Source organism: Microcoleus sp. CZ3-B2, from assembly GCF_036705055.1.
Lineage (GTDB): Bacteria > Cyanobacteriota > Cyanobacteriia > Cyanobacteriales > Microcoleaceae > Microcoleus.
In genome coordinates, this window is record NZ_JAUBTN010000075.1 from 26,463 (window position 1) to 33,079 (window position 6,617).

The following is a 6,617-nucleotide window of genomic DNA, read 5'->3' on the forward strand; positions in this document are numbered from 1 at the left end:
TTGCCGCTCCGTTTGGGGCGGTTTTTTTTATGATAAATTTAGAGAAGCTGCAAATAAGGAGAATAGTTATGTCTGTTGAAATGAAAAGACGGCTATTTACAGTCCAAGAATATCACTTGATGGATGAGGCTGGCGTTTTTGGTGAAAATGAACGAGTCGAACTTATAGAAGGAGAAATTATCCAAATGGCAGCAATTGGTAGGCGTCACGCCGCCCGTGTCGATCGCCTTGCAGAGTTTTTTGGCGATCGGGTGCGACAACGTGCTATTATCCGCGTGCAAAATCCGATTAGCCTTGGATCTAGCTCTGAGCCTCAACCTGATATTGCTTTAGTACAACGTCGCGCTGATTTTTACGAAGAATCGCTGCCAAATAGCGAGGATATTTTGCTGTTGGTAGAGGTAGCAGATAGCACGGTTAATTACGATCGCGATGTGAAAGTACCTAATTATTCACGTTCTGGGATTCAGGAAGTTTGGTTGTGGGATTTAGAGGCTAATTGTTTAGAAGTTTACCGCAATCCGACGGCAAATGGCTACATTTCAGTGCAAAAATTTGAGCGGGGAGAAACGGTTTCGCCTTTGGCTTTTCCCGACTTTGCAGTGAGTATTGATGGAATTTTGGGTTAGGGTAATTTTTTGATTTTTAAACTTTGATATTTTTTATATTCCGAATTTACAATCCCCAATTTGCAAAAACTTAAACTTGATATACAATAAATTTAACTCCTCAAATCAGCGCAAGTTTTATGACTGTTGCTAAACCATTTGAATTGGAAGTCACGCATCTCCCAGACCACACTGAATTGCCAGATTCTGACGGTACTTTTGTGAAAAACTTTCAAGAACTGCCTCAAAGCATTATTCTCACTGATTCGCTGCGACCAATATTGCAACAACTTCACCCTGACGGACGCTACCGCATCGGTCAAGATTGCGGGATTTATTGGCGTTTAACTGATCCTCCCGAACGCGGTGCCGAAGCGCCAGATTGGTTTTACGTGCCGAATGTACCACCGCTGTTAAATGGTGAGGTGAGGCGTTCTTATGTATTGTGGAAAGAATACGTTGCACCTTTAATTGTACTGGAATTTGTGTCGGGAAACGGTTCGGAAGAACGAGATAGAACGCCACCGCCCGAACCCGGTCAATCACAACAACAAAAAGTTGGCAAATTTTGGGTTTACGAACAGGCAATTCGCGTACCTTTTTACGGGATTTATGAAGTTAAAAAAGCGTCTGTAGAAATGTATCATTTAGAAGACAACTGCTATCAGCGCATGAGTGCAAACGATCGCGGTCGCTATCGGATTCCACAACTGGGAGTTGAACTCGGAATTTGGCAAGGGGAATATGATGAGATGAATTTGCCTTGGTTGCGTTGGTGGGATAGTGAAGGAAATTTGTTGTTAATAGGTGAGGAACGTGCGGCAGAAGAACACCTGCGGGCCGAACGAGAAAGCCTTCGCGCGCAACAAGAAAGCCTTCGCGCGCAACAAGAAAGTCTTCGCGCCCAGGAAGAAAAACAACGCGCCGATCGCCTTGCAGAAAGGTTGCGCCAAATGGGGATTAATCCTGATGAGGTTTGAGTGTTTTTAGGTTGTTAAATTGGGTAGGCTAGCATTTTTTTCACAGCAGGAATATCAGAAGTCGGGAAAGGGCGATCGCGAACCTCATCTATCTCTCAATATTAAGATTTCCTTAGTTGCTGCCGTCGCGCACAGAAATCAGTGATACAATCAAAAGCTTAGCTAGGGGTGCCCGAAAGTCCGGGCTGAGAAAACACCCTTAGAACCTGAGTCTGGGTAATACCAGCGGAGGGAAGCTGTTTATCAAGGAAATAAGAATATGCGTACCGAATGGATCGCGAAGCGTCAGGGACACAGTAATGTATCTCAAATGCACTACGCCCGTCAAGGTGTGATCACTGAGGAAATGGACTATGTTGCTAAGCGAGAAAATCTCCCAGCAGAACTGATCCGCGCGGAAGTAGCGCGGGGACGGATGATTATTCCGGCTAACATCAATCACACGAATTTGGAGCCAATGGCGATCGGCATTGCCTCTAAATGCAAAGTCAATGCTAATATCGGCGCATCTCCCAACTCTTCCAACATGGAAGAAGAAGTTGACAAGCTTAAACTAGCAGTTAAATACGGCGCTGATACCGTGATGGATTTGTCCACCGGCGGCGGTAATTTGGATGAAATTCGCACTACAATCATCAATGCTTCGCCGGTACCAATCGGTACTGTACCCATTTACCAAGCTCTAGAAAGCGTGCACGGTAATATGGAAAGTCTGACGGCGAATGACTTCCTGCACATCATTGACAAACACGCTCAACAAGGTGTTGATTACCAAACTATTCACGCCGGAATTCTGATCGAACATTTGCCTTTAGTCAGAAATCGGATTACTGGGATTGTCTCTCGCGGCGGTGGCATTTTGGCACGGTGGATGCTGCACCACCACAAACAAAATCCTCTCTACACTCACTTTAACGACATCATTGAAATCTTCAAAAAATACGATGTTTCGTTTAGTTTGGGAGATTCTCTGCGCCCCGGTTGCACTCACGATGCGTCGGATGAAGCTCAATTAGCCGAACTCAAAACTTTGGGACAATTAACTCGCAAAGCTTGGGAACATGACGTGCAGGTAATGGTGGAAGGCCCTGGCCACGTTCCTATGGATCAAATTGAGTTTAATGTCAAGAAACAAATGGAGGAATGTTCGGAAGCACCTTTCTATGTTTTGGGGCCGTTGGTGACAGATATTGCACCAGGTTACGACCACATTACTTCGGCAATTGGGGCGGCGATGGCTGGTTGGTACGGTACTGCTATGCTGTGCTACGTGACACCGAAGGAACATTTGGGATTGCCGAATGCTGAGGATGTCAGAAACGGGCTGATTGCTTACAAAATTGCGGCTCACGCTGCGGATATTGCGCGGGGCCGTCCGGGTGCGCGAGACAGGGACGATGAACTCTCGAAAGCGCGTTACAATTTCGATTGGAACCGTCAATTTGAGCTGTCATTAGATCCAGAACGAGCAAAGGAATATCACGACGAAACTTTGCCGGCGGATATCTACAAAACTGCTGAATTCTGTTCGATGTGCGGGCCTAAGTTCTGTCCGATGCAGACGAAAGTTGATGCCGATGCTTTGACGGAATTGGAGAAGTTTCTTGCTAAGCAACCTGTAGCGCTAAGCTAATTTCGATCGGGCGGGCGGATTGTTTCGCCCGCCCTTGGCCATTCAAAAGCAACGAGGTAAGGGAGGTAGAGCCTCCGCACCTGCATTACCAGGCTCTTCCTGGTAACGAGGAGGGAGGAGACAATTTAAAGATTGATAAGCTGAGCTTGGTCTGGTAGCGACGGATTATCGTAAGTAATAGTATAAATTTATACTTATAAGGCTTTTTTTTTAAGTATAACCAAAAAAGCTGAAATCAAAGATGGGCTTTTTGAAAGTAGAGAAATCCGAAGTATTTCCGCAAAGAAAAGACAGGTTAGATAGACTTATGATGTGCTATTTAAGTCTTCGAGAACCATCGCCCCAATCATCCCCCCAACCATCGATAGCTCGGAAAAACACCGTGCCGCAGTCAATGATTTTGGCACTCTTATATTGTGGGCCACGCCAGGATTTTGTTTCGCTGTTTGATTTTTCCGTGTCGCCCGGTTCCCACTATCGACTAGATACCAATTGCACCCGGCCGGCATCCATTTCATCCATTAATAACTCTAAAGCCTCATAATCAATATCCGAGATGTACCCCAAACGGGTGAGCTCGTAGTTGATTTCGTTTTCAATATCAGGCGTCAACTGCTTAATGTAGAGGGCTTTTTCTACCAGATGACGAATAGCATAAGTTGCTTGCATATTAGCTCTGAGAACTCCATACACTATAATTTTACTATTAACAGTCGATCGCGCGCGCGATCCAAATCACCACTAATAAGTGATTTAAATTACATTGATTGGTTTAACTTAACAGCTAGCACAAAGTCGATCGCCATTTTTAGAGTTGCCAAGACTTGCGATTGGTAGCATCAATAAAAAACAGTATAGCAGCTTACGTTTCCTATCCCAATCCTGCGTAATTTTGCATAAATAAGAGTAAATAAATAAAAATTAAGTAAAATTAGTGAAAACAACTTGTCGGTTTCCCCCAGAGCAAGTTAGGCTCAAGGTATAAAATAGATTTAGACTGACAACCAGATAACACCATAGTAGACAATACACAGAAACCATAGGTTAAAAATATGCAGACACTTCTTGCTCCGAAACCAATTACAGTGATTCAACCCTTATACCACCTGAATGCAGCTACCTCCGGAGAATTCGGACAGCAAGTAACAACAGCAATTGAGACTGAGGGAATTGTGGCGGTACTCGTAGATTTGGGCGCAGTAACATTTATTGATAGTGCTGGTTTGATAGCATTGGTTTCCGGCTTAAAGCAGGCAAAAAAAATGGGGCGCAGGTTTAGTATTTGCTCAGTTTGCACCCAGATTAGGATGGTTCTGGAACTCAGCCAACTCGATCGAGTTTTTGAGATATTTGAAAGCGTCGAAAGTTTTGAAGCGGCCAACTCCCGCGCCCCCAATCACTGGTAGAATCCGGCTAGAGGTCAAAACCAGCAACAAAACACAGCAAATTTGAGTGAAATGCCCGAAAATACAGCAGACTTTCGCTGGCGTGTTGGGCGATTTTAAGGTAGGCTGCTTAGGAGTCGCAAATATCAGAGCGAGTCGAGCCGTGGCAGTAAAAATCGAAGAATTACTTACAGCAGAAATTAATCAGCCTGCTCGTTATCTGGGTAACGAGTTGGGGGCGGCGCGCCAGCCTTGGGATGCAGCTCGCGTGCGTTGGGTGCTAACTTATCCAGAAGTGTATGAAGTTGGTGCTTCCAATCTGGGACACATCATCCTTTACAATATTTTGAACGCTTTGCCGAGGCAGTTGTGCGATCGCGCTTATTTGCCCGCACCAGACTTGGCAGCAAAACTGCGATCGACCAAAACTCCCTTGTTTGCAGTAGAATCAAGGATCTCGCTCACAGAATTTGATATTCTCGGCTTCAGCCTCAGCTACGAACTCGGAGCCACAAACATTCTGGAAATGCTGGAACTTGCCGGCATTCCCCTAACTTGGAAAGAAAGAGCGACAAATCCTCAAAATGGTGGCGATTGGCCGCTGATTTTTGCTGGCGGACAAACCGCAACATCCAATCCCGAACCCTACGCTGACTTTTTTGACTTCATCGCCTTGGGAGATGGAGAAGAATTGCTCCCAGAAATCAGCTTGGTTTTGGCAGAAGGTAAAACTAAAAATTTGAGTCGAGAAGCGCTGTTGCTGGATTTAGCGCAAATTCCCGGCGTTTATGTCCCGCAATTCTACGATATGGCGGCAGACGGTTCGGTTCATCCCAACCGCCCGCAAGTTCCCGCTCGAATTCTGCGCCGAGTCGCGACTCCGATACCAGCTTATTCGATCGGCCTAGTGCCCTACGTGCAGACAGTACACGACAGACTGACAGTCGAAATCCGCCGGGGATGCACCCGCGGCTGTCGCTTCTGTCAACCGGGAATGCTGACTCGCCCCGCGCGCGATGTGGAACCGCAGCAAGTCGTAGAGGCGATCGAACAAGGGATGAAAGCCACCGGGCACAGCGAATTTTCCCTGCTTTCCCTCAGTTGTTCCGACTATCTCGCACTCCCAGCAGTCGGGATGGAAATCAAAAATCGCCTCAAAGATAAAAATATCTCTCTGTCTCTACCCAGCCAGCGGGTTGACAGATTTGACGATAATATTGCTGACATTCTCGGCGGCACGCGACAAGGCGGTTTGACTTTTGCCCCGGAAGCTGGTACGCAGCGGATGCGCGACATCGTTAACAAAGGTTTGACAAACGAAGAATTGCTTCGGGGCGTGAAAACTGCGGTCGATCGCGGTTGGGATAAAATCAAGCTGTATTTTATGATCGGTTTGCCCGGAGAAACAGATTTTGATGTGCTGGGAATCGCCGAAACAGTCCGCTGGCTGCAAAGGGAATGCAGGCTCAATGGCCGGCGACCACTGAATTTTAATTTGACAATTTCTAATTTTACGCCCAAGCCTCACACTCCTTTTCAGTGGCACTCGGTTTCGACTGCTGAGTTTTCTCGCAAGCAAAAACTCCTGAAGGGAGAATTTAAAGCGATGAGAAATCTTAAGGTGAATTATACTGATGTGCGGCTTTCGGCAATGGAGGATTTTGTCGGACGGGGCGATCGGCGTTTGGGCCCTGTGATCCGCCGCGCTTGGGAACTTGGCGCGGGTATGGATGCTTGGTGGGAAAGTTTGGATCAAGCTTACCAAGCTTGGACTCAGGCGATCGATGAATCTGACCTTACTTGGAAATACCGCCAAGTTGAAAGCGGCGAATGGAATCTGTTTGAGGAGAAGGAAGAAGGAAGTACGTCCGCTTCTTTTGTAGCGGATTTAACGGATGTAACGGATGTAAGTCCGTCGGAAGAAGTCCGAGGGAAGAAGGAAGAAGGAAGTACGTCCGCTTCTTTTGTAGCGGATTTAACGGATGTAACGGATGTAAGTCCGTCGGAAGAA

General features: G+C 46.4%; 6 protein-coding genes and 1 riboswitch. Of the genes, 5 read left to right on the plus strand and 1 reads right to left on the minus strand.

Going from position 1 to position 6,617, the window contains the following annotated elements; translation table 11 throughout:
• Nucleotides 1-68: 68 nt before the first annotated feature.
• The 3 genes from QUA97_RS24705 (at nt 69) to thiC (ending at nt 3,221) form a co-directional block, all read left to right on the plus strand.
• Complete coding sequence (locus QUA97_RS24705; protein ID WP_194070860.1) at nt 69-629, plus strand: Uma2 family endonuclease; 561 nt, start codon at nt 69-71, stop codon at nt 627-629.
• A gap of 119 nt (nt 630-748) precedes the next feature.
• Nucleotides 749-1,588, plus strand: coding sequence for a Uma2 family endonuclease (locus QUA97_RS24710; protein WP_194070861.1), 840 nt, complete (start codon nt 749-751; stop codon nt 1,586-1,588).
• 154 nt (nt 1,589-1,742) lie between these two features.
• Nucleotides 1,743-1,839, plus strand: a riboswitch (TPP riboswitch).
• An 8-nt stretch (nt 1,840-1,847) separates the two neighbouring features.
• The gene (gene thiC / locus QUA97_RS24715; protein WP_333196744.1) at nt 1,848-3,221 is read left to right on the plus strand and encodes a phosphomethylpyrimidine synthase ThiC; all 1,374 of its coding nucleotides are present in this window, start codon (nt 1,848-1,850) and stop codon (nt 3,219-3,221) included.
• A 474-nt stretch (nt 3,222-3,695) separates the two neighbouring features.
• Here thiC and QUA97_RS24720 read toward each other — a convergent pair whose 3' ends face one another.
• Nucleotides 3,696-3,890 carry a hypothetical protein gene (locus QUA97_RS24720; RefSeq protein WP_193975465.1) on the minus strand — a complete coding sequence of 65 codons (195 nt, stop codon included), beginning with the start codon at nt 3,888-3,890 and terminating at the stop codon, nt 3,696-3,698.
• A 383-nt stretch (nt 3,891-4,273) separates the two neighbouring features.
• Between QUA97_RS24720 and QUA97_RS24725 the strand changes: the two genes are divergently transcribed.
• Both QUA97_RS24725 and QUA97_RS24730 read left to right on the plus strand, forming a co-directional pair.
• Nucleotides 4,274-4,627 (plus strand): STAS domain-containing protein, encoded by a 354-nt coding sequence (locus QUA97_RS24725; RefSeq protein WP_194070863.1) that lies wholly within the window; start codon nt 4,274-4,276, stop codon nt 4,625-4,627.
• 142 nt (nt 4,628-4,769) lie between these two features.
• A partial coding sequence (locus QUA97_RS24730) for a TIGR03960 family B12-binding radical SAM protein (RefSeq protein ID WP_333196750.1) occupies nt 4,770-6,617 on the plus strand: 1,848 nt, incomplete at its 3' end.

Bases quoted from the DNA above. Each gene is read 5' to 3' on its own strand.
- QUA97_RS24705 (WP_194070860.1), top strand. From the start codon at position 69: ATGTCTGTTGAAATGAAAAGACGGCTATTTACAGTCCAAGAATATCAC.
- QUA97_RS24710 (WP_194070861.1), top strand. From the start codon at position 749: ATGACTGTTGCTAAACCATTTGAATTGGAAGTCACGCATCTCCCAGAC.
- thiC (WP_333196744.1), top strand. From the start codon at position 1,848: ATGCGTACCGAATGGATCGCGAAGCGTCAGGGACACAGTAATGTATCT.
- QUA97_RS24720 (WP_193975465.1), bottom strand. From the start codon at position 3,890: ATGCAAGCAACTTATGCTATTCGTCATCTGGTAGAAAAAGCCCTCTAC.
- QUA97_RS24725 (WP_194070863.1), top strand. From the start codon at position 4,274: ATGCAGACACTTCTTGCTCCGAAACCAATTACAGTGATTCAACCCTTA.